Below are 14,210 nucleotides of genomic sequence, written 5' to 3'. Positions count from 1 at the left end.
AATGGCTGATCCTCTGATTTGCCTTAAATCCGTGCGGCGGGATTATCCGTCCGGTGAAGGTACGATTACCGTACTCAAGAATATCGACCTCATCATCGAGGCCGGCGAGATGGTGGCGATCGTTGGCGCTTCCGGATCGGGCAAGTCGACGCTGATGAATATTCTCGGTTGCCTCGACCGGCCGACCTCAGGGAGCTACAGCATCAGGGGCCGGGAGACGGGTAATCTCGATGCAGACCAGCTTTCGGAATTGCGGCGAGAAAACCTCGGTTTTATTTTCCAGCGTTACCATCTGCTTGTCGAACTGACAGCGCTCGGCAATGTCGAAATTCCGGCGATCTACGCCGGAAAGTCACAAAGCGATCGCAGGAGCGATGCCGCCAGGTTGCTCGGTCGCCTTGGCATGGCGGACCGCCTCGATCATCGTCCGGGCCAGCTTTCCGGCGGCCAGCAGCAACGCGTTTCCATCGCGCGCGCCCTTATGAACGATGCCGAAATCATTCTTGCCGACGAGCCGACCGGTGCGCTCGACAGCGCAAGCGGCGACGAGGTGTTGCGCATCCTCGACGAGCTGCATGCCGAAGGGCGCACTGTCATTATCGTCACGCACGATATGTCAATTGCACGACGTGCCGAACGGATCATCGAAATCAGCGACGGCGCCATCATTTCCGACCGCAGGGCGGATGCCGCGCCGGTTCGGAAGGATGACGCCATACCCTCTATGGTTTCCGGCGGGGCCTCCAGTCTCGCTGGTCTCGCATCCTCGCTGCGGGAGGCATTGCGCATGGCGCTCCTGTCGATGCAGGCGCACAAGCTGCGCAGCTTTCTCACCATGCTCGGTATCATCATCGGCATCGCCTCGGTCATCAGCGTCGTGGCGCTGGGGCAGGGGTCACAGCAGCGCGTGCTGCAGAATATCTCAAGCCTCGGCACCAACACGCTGGAAATCTTCGCGGGCAAGGATTTTGGCGACATAAGATCTGGCAAGATCACCACGCTTGTCGTCTCGGACGCCGAGGCACTTGCCAAACAATCCTATGTCGCGGCTGTGACGCCCACGGTCTCGACCTCCAGTACGGTGCGTTTCGGCGCGAAGGAGGCGAATGCGCTTGTGAATGGTGTCAGCGAGCGGTATTTCGTCGCCAAGGGCACGAAGCTGTCACAAGGGCGCTTTTTCGATGCCGCAAGCGTCGCGCAGAAAGCCCAGGAGGTGGTGATTGATGAGAACACCCGCAAATCGTTGTTTGCGAATTTCGACGGCAGCCCCATCGGTCAGGTCATTCTCATCGGCAAGGTGCCGGCCCGCATCGTCGGCATCACGCAGGCGCAGCAGGGCGGTTTCGGTTCAAGCCAGAACCTTTCACTTTATCTGCCTTATACTGCCGTCCAGTCACGCTTTCTCGGCAGCCTGTCGCTGCGCAGCATCACGGTGCAGGTGAGTGACGATATTGACGCCGCAATTGCCGAACAGGAGGTGACGGTTCTTCTCACCCAGCGGCATGGAACGCGGGATTTCTACATTCTCAACACTGACGATATTCGCCAGACCATCACCAGTACAACGCAGACCATGACGCTGCTGGTTGCGGCGATCGCGGTGATTTCGCTTCTGGTCGGCGGCATAGGGGTGATGAACATCATGCTCGTTTCCGTTTCCGAACGTGTATCGGAAATCGGCGTGCGCATGGCAGTCGGCGCACGGCGCAGTGACATACTGCGCCAGTTCCTGATCGAGGCAGTGCTCGTCTGCATCATCGGCGGAACGCTGGGAATTTTGGGCAGCTTCGGCTTCGGGGCGCTTTTCTCCGCCTTCAGCAGCAATTTCGCCATGGTCTATTCCACGGTGTCGATCATTGCTGCCTTCGTCTGCTCGACACTGATAGGCGTCGTTTTCGGCTATCTGCCGGCCCGCAACGCATCGAACCTCGATCCTGTTGCGGCCCTGTCGGCGGGTTGATATCCCGCCGCTGCCGGTCAACCCTTGTTTTTTTCGATGAAGCGGATGGCGTCGCCAACGGTCAGGATTGTGCTTGCGGCCGAATCGGGGATTTCCACTCCGAATTCTTCCTCGATTTCCATGACAACCTGAACCACTTCGAGGGAATCGGCACCGAGATCGTCGACAAAATTGGCGTCATCGACAACCGTGCCGGGATCTGCGCCAAGCTGGTCAACGATGATTTTTTTAATACGGTCGGCGATGGTGGACATGGTGGGACTCCGCGAAAGTTGTTTGCCGCCGAACAACCCGTTTGAATTTGCGCCCAGGACACTTGCTAAAATCGAAACCGGTTTTTGCGAGGCGTGGTACACAGAGTCAGAAGGTCAAAGCATCGATGGCATTCGGACGTAGCATGCCTTTGACGGCTGCGAAAGAGCGTGGCTCATGGGGAAGTGCCCATAAGAATTCGGGGTATGTTTGACGTTGAACAGTTTTTGACTGGATGCGATGAACCGCTGCGCTGTAAACCTCGTTTTCGTGAAGTAATTATAATCCAGTCCTGTCGAGCATCAACGCCCATGGTCCAGTCTTCCCCGGAACGCTTCATATTGCTCGATGGCATAAGGGGCGTAGCTGCGCTCTTCATCGTGCATCGCCATGCCGAACAGTTTTTCGGGAGAGACGACGCTTCGAGCTATCTCGCCGTCGATTTGTTCTTCGCCTTGAGCGGTTTTGTGCTGGCGCATGCCTACAGCATGAAACTGCGCGAAGGGGCGATTACGCCAGGCTTCTTCATGAAGGCGCGCCTCGCGCGACTTTATCCACTGTATGGGCTGGGGCTGGCGTTGATGGCGTCCTATTTCATTTGCCTCTACCTGTTGGGCCTGCCGACGCCGATCGATGATCTTCATCGCCACATCAATCCCGGCGAACTGGCGATCGCGTTGTTGACCGGGCTTCTTTTTGTTCCGGCACCCTTCACGCTTACATTGAACGGCGCATTGTTTCTGGTGAGCCCGGCATGGTCGCTTTTCAACGAGCTGGTGGTGAATGCGGTTTATGGCCGGTGGGGTGTGCGGGCGACTACGAAACAGACAATCGTGGTGCTGGCTGTCAGCGCCTGCGTCCTTGTCGTGGCGGCTGCTGAGTTTGGGAAGTTGCATGCGGGGTTTCGATGGCACGAAATGTATGCCGGCATGGGAAGGGTGTTTTTCTCGTTTTTCGCAGGCGTGCTGGTTTACCGCTTCCGCAATCGCATAACCGAGCTGAAGCCCATCCAGGCGGCCCTCTGTCTTATGCTGGTCTGCGTCATCCTCGCCGTGCCAATTTCGCGTGAGCTTCGGCCCTTCTTTGATCTCGCGGTGGTTCTGCTCGTCTGGCCGACGGTATTGTTCGTAGCCAGCAGGATAGTGCCGGGTCGCAGGGTGGGAATCTTGTCGACGTTTCTCGGCACAGCTTCCTACGCCGTCTATGTGCTGCATATTCCGCTGCTGGCCTGGACGGATTTTCTGATGCCTGCCGTTGATAGGGAAAACATCGCTTTGCCGGTCGGTGTCGCTTTCCTGATAGGGACGACGTGTCTGTCATGGTACCTGACCGTCCATTTTGATCAGCCAGTGCAGACATGGCTCAAAGGTCGCCTGAGAAAGCGGGCAGGGGTCGGGCAACCGGTGTGATCGCGTCTTGTCGCTGCAGGCTTCAGTAATGCGCGAAGATTGGAGCCGTGATAACAAAGGCCGCGACGAGACTGATGATCGTCAGTTTCGCGGCACGCATGCGGCGCATTCTGCGGCCGCTCCAGTCATACGTCATACTCACCCTCCACGCAGACGCAAACTCTCGGACTGATGTCCGACTAAGTCAGTTTCTCCTGATATATCTCATTTGCCAAGTCATTATTGTTACCAGTGATTTTGGCGAACACCGTCCGCTTCGGGAGGCGCTTCAGGGGAAAAGCCGGATAAGTTGATTGTCTTTGAGTTTCAGGCGGCTTGCCTCATCGGAAGAAATGCAATGCTCTATGTTCTTTCGCAAGTCGTCGGGAACTATCGGCCCGCCTGCCTTCAAAAGCTTTTCGGTCATCGAAAAAAGAATGCCGAACTGGGTCTCGCATTCGGCCGATGTCAGCAGCAGCGGTAGTGACGGAACGGTGTTCGCCGTAAAGACGCTATCTGCCGTATCGTACATGGTGACGAGGTACCAGGTCAGAAATAGCCCCAGCCACAGGCCGGTGCTGACCATGATATATTCGCGCATCTGCTCTCTCCCCTCAATGGCGGTGGTAAAGCAGTGGCAGGCCCTGGATTGCATATCGGGGGAGCGGCTTCCACGGCTTGATGCGGTCGTGTTTCTGCACGCCGAACAGGAATCGCATTTCGTCGGTGAGGTCTGCCGGATCGGTCAAACCATCCTGATATAATTCAATGACCTTGCGGGCGGCTCTGTTATGGAGCTTTTTGTCATCATCGTCGGAAAGGTGATTAAAACCGATGTTCTCGAGGACCAATTGAAGCATTTCGAGATCTTGAGAGGAGATCAGGCAGTTACGGGGCGCAGAAGACATGATGGCCTCTTTTCTTACTGGTTCAGAAAGCCGAAGCCTCGCGCGCGCCCTTAAAAGGCTGCACGGGACGCTCCAACGCTTTGAAACGATACGCCGGTGCGGTCGATGACCGTTGCCGGTTTTCGGGGGCATGTGCCTCAACGCGCCCTGGGAAATTCCGCACGGGGCGCTATAGACGGGAGGCATGTGCAAATGGGCTTGAGACGGCAAGGATGCCTGACGGCGGTAACGCCCTTTAAGTACCGATAGGGAAGGGTGCGCTCTTTGCGCGCAATAGGCAAGTTAATTCCATAGCCCTTGACGAGTATGTGACCGGTGCGGCGACATTCTTTATCTCACCAGGGCAGACAACAAAAAAGGCCGGGGCAATATTGCACCGACCTTCCTCATATCGCCATTAACACCAGTGCCAGTACATCCGTGGTCAAAAGTCTAAAGCGACGGAAACAACTGCGAACGACATATTTTGCGCTCACCAGCAGTTGCTGTATGAACTTTCTAGAAGAGCAATGTGGCCAAAACAAGTCCGCATTTCCATTACATGTTTTATTTGTCGCGACCCTTAGCGTATCGGGTCGCGGTTTGGCAATTCGTGCCGGTGCGTCGCGCTGTTATGAGAGGGCTGTCCGGAACAATCCTACTTCTTCTTGCCATCCGCAGTTGTGGAATTTGCGAACTTGACCTGCGTGCCGGCAGCTGGTGCCGCAGCCGGAGCTTTCGTCTTGTCCTTCTTCGGTTTGCGGACTTCTTTGTTGCTGCGTACTTGACCCTTGGCCATGGTGTCCTCCTGGTATTGAACAGATATTGGATATTGTGTGGTCCGGGGCATGATCGCGCGCCGCAGGCAGGCTGCGGGGCGGTTTCATCGTCAGGGGAAAGGCAGTCCGTTAAGCGGAAGTTTCCCGAAGGGAAGGGTCGGTTTGGAGAGGCGGATACGCCCTGCGTAGAAGGTTCTCCGCACCATGTCGGGCTGGAGGCCAAAATCAGGAAACGCCGCAAAGCCGGAGGATGCGCCGCGATCCTGATCTAGGCGCATGGCTGTTTCTTCGGCGGCACTGAGAAGCAGGCGAAGCGATGCGTTTTCCCGGTAACCCAAACCGCCGGTGCGGACGAGGTTCCGTGAAAGGCTTGATGAATAAAACTCGGAAGACATCTCGTCCTCCTTTCGTTTGGGGGCGAGGACACTCTGCCCTCAAACACCAGCACTCTTCAGCGGATTGCTGACAGGCGAAGCGTGCGCCTGTTGCGTATCAGGTTCAAGAAGTTTTTCGGAAAGGCGACGTCAAAAAGTGCAACCGGGTTATTTCTTGCCGGATGACTTTTTGGTGCGGGTGGGTGGAGGGGCGGCGATTGCCGCCTCCTGAGCTTCGCGAAGTTGGCGAAGCCGTTCCGTCTTCTTGGCGCGCTGGTCGGATTCGGCGGTTATGATCTGTTTCGCCGCCTTGTCCGTTATGGATGCCTTGTCCTGCGAGGACAGCTTTCCGGGTTTGAAAACAGCCTCTTTAGTCGCGGTCATGGCATTCTCCTTTGCGGAGCGAATTGACAGTTATCGAGCGCGGGCAACCTTTTTGGGAGCAGGAAGCAATCCCTCGCGCTGCAATTTTTTCTTCGCCATCTTGCGGTGGCGGCGCACAGCTTCGGCTTCTTCGCGGATACGCTTTTCCGACGGCTTTTCGTAAGATTCCCGTGCGCGCATCTCACGGAAGATACCCTCGCGCTGCATCCTCTTTTTCAAGACGCGGAGGGCTTGCTCTACATTGTTATCCCTGACGAGTACCTGCAACTTATCTCCTTAACGCAGCCATCGCTGCTATTTTTTGATTCTGATCGTATTCGAATTGATCCAGCTCGATCCCGCAACGCGCGAAGACGAGCCTTCGATTTCCACGGGCCGCGATGAAGACGCAGCCACATCGATTTCATCGAGCGCTATATTACGTTCGAAGTTCTCGTGCTGGAAACGCACCCTGTAGCGAACCGCACCTTGTTGTGTCTCTGGCAGAGCCGTTACGACCCGGCCTGGACCTTTGGGCTGGTTGGCCCCAAGTACGCCCGCCTTCAGAAAGATAGCATCGCCGGAACGATAAGGATTTTTGCGCATGAGAGCCTCCCCATGGCCAAAAAAACAAAAGGCCGGGATTTAACCCGACCTCTCACAATCACTCAGCGCCACTGCTGGTACATGCGTAGCCAGCGGGGCCGATGACAAATCAAGCTGCGCGAAGGTTGTCAGCGGAGCTCTTGCCGGACTTGCGGTCCTGCACGATGTCGTAGGTGATCTTCTGGCCGTCGTTCAGCGAACGCAGACCTGCGCGCTCAACAGCCGAAATGTGAACGAAAACGTCCGTGCCGCCGTTGTCAGGCTGAATGAAGCCGAAGCCCTTGGTGGCGTTGAACCACTTTACAGTACCAGTGTTCATAACGATTTCCTTTCGTAGTAATCGTTGTTGGTTTCCGCGATACCTTGCGGAATTAGATCGATTATTTGAGAGGAAATCCGACGGGAACGTAGAGTCCCAGGAGCGACGTCACAAGCAATTGTCGATTTGCCGAATATAGCCTCAATTTTTGATTTTGCAATGGGCCGATGCGGAAAAATGCGCCATCTGGCGATTGCACTTGTCGGTTCCGATGTCTCTTCCTGCGTCAGCGGCGCGATTTCGGTTTTTTCTCTTCCCTGTTCATATCACGCCCCACCCATTTGAAAAAAAGGATCAGGCTGGTGCCGATGATGATGAGCGGAATGAAGGATTCGAAACTGGACATGATTAACTCTTTCTTCCCCCGATCGTCGTTTTACCGGTATGGAGGAAGCGCGTAATCTGCAGAATGTTATCCGTTCTTTTTTGGCAATTGCGGCCTGCGGACCGACGTTGAAAGCACCGCAGGCCGAAAATATCTAGATGGGCAGGGATTTCACCGCCGCTGCACCACCCTCGCGGGCGCTTTTCAATGCGGCTACGCCGCAGAGCACGGATATGGCGCCGGCGCGCGAACCCGCCCGCTGCCGCAGCCGGTCGTTCGAACCGGGCTTGAAGATCATGTCGCGCATGCGATTGTCGCCGCCATAATGGCCGCCCGGCTCATGCGGCACCCAGATACGCTCGACACCGCCACCGAAACTTTTCACCAGCAGGATTTCGTCGGCGGGGGGCTCAGTCCACGGCTGCTTTTCATATTGGCGCATCTCGATGCGTCCTTTATGGCCGTTAAACGCGATGTGGTGTCCCTCGATCGGCATATAGGTATTGAGCGAATAGGAGACCTGCACGCCGTTCGCATAGCGAATCGAGGCACTCATCGTGTCAGGAATGTCGATCTCCTCGCGAAAGACGCAGGCGTCACGCATATAGCCATCCAAAGTCGACGGGTCCTCGTAAAGCGCGTCCAGGAACGGGTCGGCCCCGAGATCCATGAAATAGTCGCATTCGCCCTTGTGCGGACAGGTACGACAGCGCGTTCCCCGGAACGGTCCGTTCTTACCATAATGCAGCAATTGCCCAAAGCCCTTCACTTCCACCGGGTCGGAATCGAGATACCAGTTCAGAAGATCGAAGTGGTGCGTCGCCTTGTGGACGAACAGGCTGCCTGAATGTTCGGTGAAAGCGTGCCACCGGCGGAAATAATCCGCACCGTGCTGGTTATCGAGATACCAGTGGAAATCTACCGAGGTAACGGTGCCGATCGCGCCGTCGTCGATCAGCTCCTTGATGCGCGCCGCCGTCGGTGAAAAGCGATAATTGAAGGAAACGTCGACACGGCGGCCGCTTTTGGCCTCCGCCGCGCGGATGCGGTCAATCTTTTCCGGGGTGGTGGTCATGGGTTTTTCGCTGATGACATCGGCACCGCCCTCGAGCGCGCGGATAATGATGTCGTCATGAGTATCGTCGGGCGTGCAGACGATTACCAGTTCCGGGCGTTGCTCGGCCATCATCCGGTCGAAGTCGTCATAAAGCGGAGCCGCCGACCCCATCATGGCGCGGGCCCGTTCTGCGCGCATCAGGTTCAGGTCGCAAATGCCGACCAGTTCGACATAGTCGCTCCACCCGGCCAGAAGTTCGCGCCCCCACATGGTGGTGCCACGATTGCCGGTGCCGACCAGTGCATAACGTTTGCGTTTCACCCTTTCAGGCATTTCCTTACTCCCGAACCCAATCAACAAACGGTTTTAAAACGCTCGACGACGGTGGACAGAACCTCGTCCACCGGGCGTGCCTGCCAACGATGCGAAAAAATCTCGACTTCCTGCGGACCGGAAAAGCCGGCGGCCTCGATCATGGCGCGAAATGTCTTGAGGTCAATCACGCCATCGCCCATCATGCCGCGATCGTTGAGCGGATCGTTGGTCGGCACCAGCCAGTCGCAGATATGGTGTGCCAGTATCTGCCCGTTTCGCCCGGCGCGCGCCACCTGTTCCTCCAGCTCCGGGTCCCACCAGACGTGATAGACGTCGATGGCCACACCGGTTCCGGCACCCAGCCGGTCGCAGAGGTCGAGCGACTGTTTCAGAGTGTTGAAGCAGGCGCGGTCGGCGGCATAAAAGGGGTGCAACGGTTCAATGGCGAGCGGCACGCCGGCTGCCCTCGCATAGGGAAGAAGTTCGGCCATGCCGTCCTCCACCATCTGCCGTGCACCTTTCAAGTCTCGAGAACCCGCGGGCAGGCCGCCCACGACAAGCACTAGGCAATCTGCCTTCATGGCGGCGGCTTCGTCCACGGCGCGTTTATTGTCCTCAATGGCGCGGCTGCGGCCTTCTGCATCGGGGGCGGGGAAAAAGCCGCCCCGGCAATGGCCGCTGAGACGAAGGCCGTTCTGCTCGACAATGCGTGCTGCTTCAGCAAGGCCTGCAGCGTGAACCTGCTCGCGCCAAGGAGAGATGGTGGTGATGCCATGCGCAAGGCATGCATCCACGATTGCCCCGAAGGAACGTCCCTGCCGCACGGTGGCAAAATTTATTGAAAGGCCCTCAACGTCCATAACGGTACTCCTCCCTTTTGCGAAGGCCTCCAGCCACCTTCGCTGTCGCGCTTAACCAATGCCTCTGACAGCCAGAAACTGCTTCATGCGATGCGTCGCCACATCCGGTTCGGCAAGCACATTGGCCTTGTCCGCCAGCCGGAAAAGCTCGGCGAAATGCCGCGTGGAGCGGGCGCTTTCCTGCCCGCCAACCATGGTGAAATGGTCCTGCAAGCCGTTGAGATAGGCGAGAAACACCACGCCGGTTTTGTAAAAGCGGGTCGGCGCCTTGAAGATATGGCGCGAAAGCGCCACCGTTGGCTCCAGAATGTCGAAGAATTCATTATCCGCACCGCGCTTCAGGCTGGCGAGCGCCTTGGATGCCGCCGGAGCAATGGCATCGAAAATGCCGAGCAACGCGTCCGAATGACCTTTTTCGTCACCGGCGATCAGTTCGGCATAATTGAAGTCGTCGCCGGTATACATGCGAACACCAGCGGGCAGGCGGCGGCGCATGACGATTTCCTTTTCCTTGGATAGAAGCGAAATCTTGATGCCGTCGATCTTGTCTGCATTCTCCTCGATCATGGCAAGGCAGGTGTCCATCGCCGCCATATGGTCGCGGGCACCCCAGTAGCCCTCAAGCGCAGGATCGAACATTTCTCCCAGCCAGTGGATAACCACCTTGTTCTCGGCACGGGAAAGAACCCTGGCATAGGCCTCGAGATAATCGTCCGGGGAGCGGGCGGCAGCGGTGAGCGCCCGGCTTGCCATCAGGATCACGCGCCCGCCTTCTCCCTGAACAAAATCAAGCTGTTCCAGGTAGGAGTCGATAATCTGCTTCAGGTCATATCCGCCGCCGTCAAGATGATCCGTGCCGACGCCGCAGGCGATCAGCGCATCCTTGCGGGTGGCCGCTTCCTTCAGCGAACGGGAGATCAGTTCCTGCGCCTGCGGCCACGCCAGTCCCATGCCGCGCTGGGCCGTATCCATGGCCTCCGCAACACCCAGGCCGAGGTCCCAAAGGCGGTGACGGAAGCGCAGGGTAGCGTCCCAGTCGATGGCGGGCGTCAACCATGGATCGTTGTCGGCGAGGGGATCGGCCACCACATGGGCGGCAGCGAAGGCGACTCGATTGAAATCCGCCGCACTTCGTTTCTCGATGGCGACCGGCGAGCCTGATAGCCTGTAGACCTCGATGCTGCGGTCGTCCTTTGGAAGCTTGAGTTCGCTCACTGTCGCCTCCTCAGGAAAGTGGGGGAACGTCGAGCCAGCGGCGTTCCTTCCATGATCTCAGCCCCAGTTCGGCCAATTGCACGCCCTTCACGCCCTCCATCAGCCCATAGGGCCATGGGTCGTTGTCGACGAGGTGACGCACGAACATTTCCCACTGCGCCTTGAAACCGTTGTCATAAGTGACGTTGTCAGGCACTTCCTGCCAGGTCTTGTAGAAATCGATGGTCTGGGGCTGGTCAGGGTTCCACACCGGTTTCGGCGTATTGGTGCGGTGCTGGGTCCAGCATTTGGTGAGACCCGCTACGGCCGAACCATGCGTGCCATCAACCTGAAACGTGACGAGATCGTCGCGGCGCACACGCACCGCCCAAGAAGAGTTGATATGGGCGATGGCGCCGCCTTCCAACTCGAAGGTGGCGTAGGCGGCATCGTCGGCATCCGCTGCATAGGCGTGGCCCTGTTCATCGAAACGCTCGGGGATATGGGTGGCGCCGAGGCAACTTACGGATTTCACCGGTCCGAATAGATTATCGAGCACATAACGCCAGTGGCACAGCATATCGAGGATGATACCGCCGCCATCCTTCAGGCGGTAATTCCACGAAGGACGCTGCGCCGGCTGCCAATCGCCTTCGAAAACCCAATAGCCGAACTCGCCGCGCACCGAGAGGATCTTGCCGAAAAAGCCGCTGTCACGCAGCATCGCCAGCTTGCGAAGGCCGGGCAGGAACAGCTTGTCCTGCACCACGCCGTGTTTGATACCGGCGCTTTCGGCCAGTCTGGCAATTGCCAGCGCCTCTGCCACGCTGTCGGAAATCGGCTTTTCGCAATAGACGTTCTTGCCCGCCTTGATGGCTTTTTCGAGCAGGCTGCCACGCATCTGCGTCGTGCCGGCGTCGAAGAAAAGCGTGTCATCCGGGTTCGCAAGGGCGGCGTCGATGTCGGTCGTCCAGCGCGCGACATTGTGCTTTTTAGCGATTTCCTCGATTTTCGCACCGTTTCGGCCGACCAGAATGGGGTCGAGCATGACCTTTTCGCCGCTCTTCAAAACCACGCCGCCCTGATCGCGAATGGCGAGAACGGAGCGCACGAGGTGCTGGTTGTAACCCATGCGGCCGGTGATGCCGTGCATGATGACGCCGATACGTTTCATGAATTTCCTCCCAAGGCGGCCTTTTCCCGAAAGCCGCTTCCGTCAAACATGGCAATTTGTAACCATTTGGTTATTTGTGATCGTGAAGGATGCGATCTGTCAAGGTGTTTTTGGCAGGAAATTCACATGCACTTGCGGCGGCAGAAATCACGGGTTTGTGACGCGCCGCAAAAGGAAAAGACGCGCTTCGCGGATGCGAATGGCGCGTCGTCGCTGTTGTTAAAGGGAAATTCGGTTTTTACGGCTCAGGCCGGCCGCACCGCAGCAAGCAGGGTATCGACGATATGCTGGCCCCAGCGTTCAAGTTCGGCGGGGTCGGTCAGGTCGCGCTGGAAGATCGTCGACAGCGTGAATCGGTTCGAAAGATAAAAGGCGCCGAGCGAGGCGATCGTCAGATAGACGTCGATCGGATCGAGACCGTCACGGAATTCGCCAGTATCGCGGCCGCGCCGCAGCACGTCCTCAAGCTCGGAAATGAAGTTCGAATGCATCGCCGCAATCGTAGCGGATTGCCTGAGATATCGGGCTTTATTGAGGTTTTCTGTTGCGAGAATGCTCAGAAATTCCGGGTGATCCAGAAAATAATGCCAGGTGAAAAGCGAAAGTTCCCGCAAGCCTTCCGAAGGCGCCTTGCGGGTCAGGTCCAGCCGCCGTTCGGTGTGGCGGATGTGGCGATAGGCGTCCTCCAGAACGGCGAGATAAAGCGCGTCCTTGTCGCCAAAATAATGGTAGATCATCCGCTTGTTGGTGCCGGCACGCCGCGCCACGACATCGATTCTCGCGCCCGCTAGGCCCTTCGCGGCCACCTCGCGGCGGGCGGCTTCAAGAATGGCGGCGCGTGTTCTCTCCGGGTTTCGCACCTGTGCCGCCCCGCGTTTGCGCTTGCGGGCAGGCGTTTCCTCGACGGCCGGATCGGGCAGCTGGTTTTTCGTCGTTTCGTCCATCTTAGCACCCGCTTGACAATGTTGGCGATCGGTGTTCCCATGTAACCAATTAGTTATAAAACGGCAATAGTCGTTTACCCCCATCATCAATTTGGCAGTCAATTAGGGAGGAGTTGCCAATGCCCGTGATGCTTCACAGGAGAAGTGTGCTTTCAGCAGGGCTTGCGGCCCTTTCACTCGCAACATTGGGAGGTGGCTCGGCGCAGGCTCAGGCCGCGCGGCTGCGTATGTTATGGTGGGGATCGCAGGAGCGTGCGGATCGCACCAACAAGGCGATCGCCGCATATAAGCAAATCAAGCCGGATCTCGATATTGCCGGGGAATTTGCCGGCTGGAGCGACTACTGGCCGCGCCTTGCCACGCAGGTGGCAGGCCGCAACGCGCCTGATCTGATCCAGATGGATTATCGCTACATCTTCGAATATGGCCGGCGCGGCGCCCTTGCTCCCCTTGATGACTATATTGGCAAGGGCCTGAAGATAGAAGATTTCGGCAAGATGAACATCGACTCCGGTCGGGTCGACGGCAAGCTTTACGGGGTTAATCTTGGCGTGAATTCCAGCGCTGTCTTCTTCGACAAGGCGGCCTGGGAAAAATCCGGCGCGACCCCGCCAGCGATCGGGCAGACCTGGGAAGAGTTTGCCGAAAACGCCGCCAAGCTCAGCAAGAACAAGCCCAAGCCCGGCTATTACGCCACGGCCGATGCCAGCGGCGTCGAGCCGAGCTTCGAGAACTGGCTGCGTCAGAACGGCAAATCACTCTACACACAGGATGGCGGTATCGGTTTTGATCCGACCGACGCGACCAAATGGTTCACCATGTGGGCGGATTTGCGCAAGAGCGGTGCATGCGTGCCGGCCGATATTCAGGCGCTCGACCAGTTGAATATTGAAACCAACGCGCTGACGACGGGCAAGGCGGCAACGGCATTTGCCCATTCCAACCAGTTTGTCGGTTATCAGGCACTCAACAAAGCCAAGCTGGCGATGACCTCCTATCCGAAAAGCAAGAAGGATGGCCCTTCCGGTCACTACCTGAAACCATCCATGCTCATCAGCGTCGCCAATGGCAGTGCCGGCATCGAGCAGGCGGTCGGTTTCATCAACTTTCTCGTTGCCGAACCACAGGGCGTCGATGTTCTGGGTGTGGAGCGCGGAGTTCCGGCATCGGAATCGATGCGTAACGCGCTGACCGCCAAGCTCGATGCCGTCAGCAAGAGCATGGTGGAATATATTGCCGAGATTACCCCCGGCGTTGGCGATCTGCCGCCCGCACCCCCTCCGGGTGCAGGCGAATTCGCCTTCGTCCTGAAACGTACAGCGGAAGAGATCGGCTTTGGCAAGATTTCGGCGGCTGAGGGTGGTGACCGGCTCGTCAAGGAATCCGAAACCGTCATTAAACGGAAGTGATGGC

The 14,210-nt window shown here is 57.6% G+C and carries 17 protein-coding genes; 3 read left to right on the top strand and 14 right to left on the bottom strand.

Annotation, left to right across the window (positions count from 1 at the left end; genetic code table 11):
- Nucleotide 1 precedes the first annotated feature (1 nt).
- The gene (locus AC1DCP_RS17605; RefSeq protein WP_476774505.1) at nt 2-1,960 is read left to right on the top strand and encodes a MacB family efflux pump subunit; all 1,959 of its coding nucleotides are present in this window, start codon (nt 2-4) and stop codon (nt 1,958-1,960) included.
- A gap of 17 nt (nt 1,961-1,977) precedes the next feature.
- On the opposite strand, the gene AC1DCP_RS17600 is transcribed toward AC1DCP_RS17605, so the two are convergent.
- Entirely contained in the window at nt 1,978-2,214 is a 237-nt protein-coding gene (locus tag AC1DCP_RS17600) for an acyl carrier protein (protein ID WP_476774504.1), read from the bottom strand.
- 309 nt (nt 2,215-2,523) lie between these two features.
- Here AC1DCP_RS17600 and AC1DCP_RS17595 point away from each other — a divergent pair, with 309 nt between their 5' ends.
- On the top strand, nt 2,524-3,621 hold the full coding sequence (locus tag AC1DCP_RS17595; protein ID WP_019566461.1) for an acyltransferase family protein: 1,098 nt from the start codon (nt 2,524-2,526) through the stop codon (nt 3,619-3,621).
- A 268-nt stretch (nt 3,622-3,889) separates the two neighbouring features.
- Here the strand turns inward: AC1DCP_RS17595 and AC1DCP_RS17590 are convergent, their stop codons facing one another.
- The 13 genes from AC1DCP_RS17590 to AC1DCP_RS17530 all read right to left on the bottom strand — a co-directional run bounded on the left by AC1DCP_RS17590 (nt 3,890) and on the right by AC1DCP_RS17530 (nt 12,797).
- A complete protein-coding gene (locus AC1DCP_RS17590) occupies nt 3,890-4,201 on the bottom strand; it encodes a hypothetical protein (protein ID WP_003517885.1) in 312 nt (103 codons plus the stop codon).
- A 13-nt stretch (nt 4,202-4,214) separates the two neighbouring features.
- Nucleotides 4,215-4,508 (bottom strand): hypothetical protein, encoded by a 294-nt coding sequence (locus AC1DCP_RS17585; RefSeq protein ID WP_076846101.1) that lies wholly within the window; start codon nt 4,506-4,508, stop codon nt 4,215-4,217.
- A 637-nt stretch (nt 4,509-5,145) separates the two neighbouring features.
- A complete protein-coding gene (locus AC1DCP_RS17580) occupies nt 5,146-5,286 on the bottom strand; it encodes a hypothetical protein (protein WP_003517881.1) in 141 nt (46 codons plus the stop codon).
- A gap of 90 nt (nt 5,287-5,376) precedes the next feature.
- On the bottom strand, nt 5,377-5,661 hold the full coding sequence (locus AC1DCP_RS17575) for a hypothetical protein (protein WP_025595953.1): 285 nt from the start codon (nt 5,659-5,661) through the stop codon (nt 5,377-5,379).
- Between the two features lie 147 nt (nt 5,662-5,808).
- The gene (locus tag AC1DCP_RS17570; protein WP_003517878.1) at nt 5,809-6,024 is read right to left on the bottom strand and encodes a hypothetical protein; all 216 of its coding nucleotides are present in this window, start codon (nt 6,022-6,024) and stop codon (nt 5,809-5,811) included.
- Nucleotides 6,025-6,054: 30 nt separating this feature from the next.
- Entirely contained in the window at nt 6,055-6,291 is a 237-nt protein-coding gene (rpsU, locus tag AC1DCP_RS17565; RefSeq protein WP_003517876.1) for a 30S ribosomal protein S21, read from the bottom strand.
- Between the two features lie 27 nt (nt 6,292-6,318).
- Nucleotides 6,319-6,609, bottom strand: coding sequence for a hypothetical protein (locus AC1DCP_RS17560; protein ID WP_003517874.1), 291 nt, complete (start codon nt 6,607-6,609; stop codon nt 6,319-6,321).
- Between the two features lie 109 nt (nt 6,610-6,718).
- Nucleotides 6,719-6,928 (bottom strand): cold-shock protein, encoded by a 210-nt coding sequence (locus AC1DCP_RS17555; RefSeq protein WP_003517872.1) that lies wholly within the window; start codon nt 6,926-6,928, stop codon nt 6,719-6,721.
- Between the two features lie 479 nt (nt 6,929-7,407).
- Nucleotides 7,408-8,643 (bottom strand): Gfo/Idh/MocA family protein, encoded by a 1,236-nt coding sequence (locus tag AC1DCP_RS17550; protein ID WP_035199324.1) that lies wholly within the window; start codon nt 8,641-8,643, stop codon nt 7,408-7,410.
- A gap of 20 nt (nt 8,644-8,663) precedes the next feature.
- On the bottom strand, nt 8,664-9,485 hold the full coding sequence (locus AC1DCP_RS17545) for a sugar phosphate isomerase/epimerase family protein (protein ID WP_080850071.1): 822 nt from the start codon (nt 9,483-9,485) through the stop codon (nt 8,664-8,666).
- A gap of 51 nt (nt 9,486-9,536) precedes the next feature.
- Nucleotides 9,537-10,700: a dihydrodipicolinate synthase family protein gene (locus AC1DCP_RS17540; RefSeq protein WP_421611887.1), complete on the bottom strand. Its 1,164-nt coding sequence runs from the start codon at nt 10,698-10,700 to the stop codon at nt 9,537-9,539.
- Nucleotides 10,701-10,710: 10 nt separating this feature from the next.
- On the bottom strand, nt 10,711-11,853 hold the full coding sequence (locus AC1DCP_RS17535) for a Gfo/Idh/MocA family protein (protein WP_309510031.1): 1,143 nt from the start codon (nt 11,851-11,853) through the stop codon (nt 10,711-10,713).
- A gap of 245 nt (nt 11,854-12,098) precedes the next feature.
- Nucleotides 12,099-12,797, bottom strand: a complete 699-nt coding sequence (locus AC1DCP_RS17530; protein WP_476774503.1) for a TetR/AcrR family transcriptional regulator — start codon at nt 12,795-12,797, stop codon at nt 12,099-12,101.
- A gap of 119 nt (nt 12,798-12,916) precedes the next feature.
- On the opposite strand from AC1DCP_RS17530, the gene AC1DCP_RS17525 reads away from it, so the two are divergent.
- The gene (locus AC1DCP_RS17525; RefSeq protein ID WP_013761393.1) at nt 12,917-14,206 is read left to right on the top strand and encodes an ABC transporter substrate-binding protein; all 1,290 of its coding nucleotides are present in this window, start codon (nt 12,917-12,919) and stop codon (nt 14,204-14,206) included.
- The last annotated feature ends 4 nt before the right edge of the window (nt 14,207-14,210 follow it).

Source organism: Agrobacterium sp. 10T429 (genome assembly GCF_056393925.1).
Note: the sequence above shows the minus strand (reverse complement) of the source record. Positions and strands in the feature narration are given on the sequence as shown.